At 70.0% G+C, this 1,585-nt stretch carries 1 protein-coding gene; it reads right to left on the bottom strand.

Annotation, left to right across the window (positions count from 1 at the left end; genetic code table 11):
- Window positions 1-14: 14 nt before the first annotated feature.
- On the bottom strand, window positions 15-1,226 hold the full coding sequence (locus MOJ79_RS18800; RefSeq protein ID WP_241925531.1) for an IS110 family transposase: 1,212 nt from the start codon (window positions 1,224-1,226) through the stop codon (window positions 15-17).
- Window positions 1,227-1,585 lie beyond the last annotated feature (359 nt).

Genomic DNA, 1,585 nt, shown 5'->3' with positions numbered 1-1,585 from the left:
TGAGACACCCTGTGTCAACCCCCCGCTGTTTTGAGCAACATTTGAAGTCCGCCGTGTGCGCTGGGGTCGTAGGGTTTGCGGTCGATCCAGGCGCGCCAGATCACGCGCAGCCAGGCGCGGCTGAGGATGCGGATGGCATGCGGGTGATCGCAGCCGCGTGCACGGGCCTTGGCGTAGATGGCTGCGGCCCAAGCGCTGGCGTGGCGGGAGTTGTCCGCCAGCGTGGTCAGCGCGCGGCGCAGCCGGTGGTTGCAGGCCCAGCGGAAGACCACGGCCTTGTGCTTGCCCGAGGCGTAGGTCACGGGTGCGACGCCGGCCTCGGCGGCGAGGTGCTCGTCGGAGTCGAAGCGCTCGCGCACGCTGCCGAGCTCGGCCAGGATCTGAGCCGCGCAGATGCGCCCGGCGCGCGGAAAGCTCATGAGGATGCGCCCGTCGTCGCTGGCGGCGACGTGGTGCTCGATGCGGCCCGACAGCAGCCGGATCTGATCGACGAGGGTGGACAGGGTGCGCGCCAGGCTCGATGCGAGCTCGGCCTTGGCGTCCATCTCCAGCTCGCCCACGGTGACGCTGGGCGCCTGGCGCAGCCGCTGCAGCAACTCCTCGGCACTGCGCCGGCCGCAGTAGGCGTGCTGGGCGCAGAAGGCGGCCATGCGCTTGGGGCCGAGCCGGCTGGCGGCCTCGGGTGTGGGGTAGCGCTGGATGAAGGCCAGCGCGATGGGCGAGTCCACCTCGGCGAAGACCTCGGCAGCACCGGCCCAGTACGACTGCAGCAGGCTGCGCAGTTGGTTGGCCAACTGCACGCGGGTGGCCACCAGGTCGTCGCGGCCGCGCACCAGGGCGCGCAGCGCGCGGATCTCGTCGGACTGCGCGGCCAGCGGCTTGAAGCGGTGGCCGTCGGTGCGCAGCAAGTCGGCCAGCAGGTAGGCATCGCTGGCGTCGGACTTGCCGCCGTGGCTGCGGTAGCGCGGGCGGCTGGCCTTGACGGCGTTGGGGTGGATGGGCACGACCTCGAAGCCGCCTTCCACCAACGCATCGACCAGCAGGCCCGACGGCCGCTCGATGGCGATGCGCAGCACGTGCAAGAAACGCAGTTGGCGCAGCAGTTCGCGCAAGCCGTCGGCATCGTGCGCGACCTCCCACTGCTTGCGCACGGCGCCGTGCTCGTCGATGACGCATACGGCGTGGGTTCGGCTGGCCCAGTCCAGCCCGGCAAAGACGGTGCTCATGGACAGACTCCTGCAAGTTGCGGTATGACTCGCCGTGCCGGAAGCCCACGCGGGACGCTCACTGATCGGCGCTCACACCACAAGGTCAGTGCGGCGCAACACCCTGTAGCCCGTCTGGGTCTTCCGGCGCCTTGCAGGCTGCGGGTCTCATGCGGGCCGTCGAGCGGCCAGCGCGCGGGGCAGTCACTGCAAGGGCACGGAAGTCGGCTCGAACGATCCTGCTGCGCACAGCGGCGCGTCAAACACGGGTTGTCCACCGCGGCGGTCGGTCGGTACGTCGCAAGCGCCGACCGACCGCCATCGTGGATAACCCTGCATCACCTCACTTCGCAAGCTGAAGGGAGGGTAGTCCAGTGAGC

Source organism: Calidifontimicrobium sp. SYSU G02091 (assembly GCF_022631395.1).
GTDB classification, from domain to species: Bacteria; Pseudomonadota; Gammaproteobacteria; order Burkholderiales; family Burkholderiaceae_C; genus Calidifontimicrobium; species Calidifontimicrobium sediminis.
The sequence above is the reverse complement of the archived record's forward strand: the minus strand, read 5'-3'. Positions and strand labels throughout refer to the sequence as shown.

Excerpts from the sequence above, each read along its gene's own strand:
- MOJ79_RS18800 (WP_241925531.1), bottom strand. The coding sequence starts at position 1,226 with ATGAGCACCGTCTTTGCCGGGCTGGACTGGGCCAGCCGAACCCACGCC.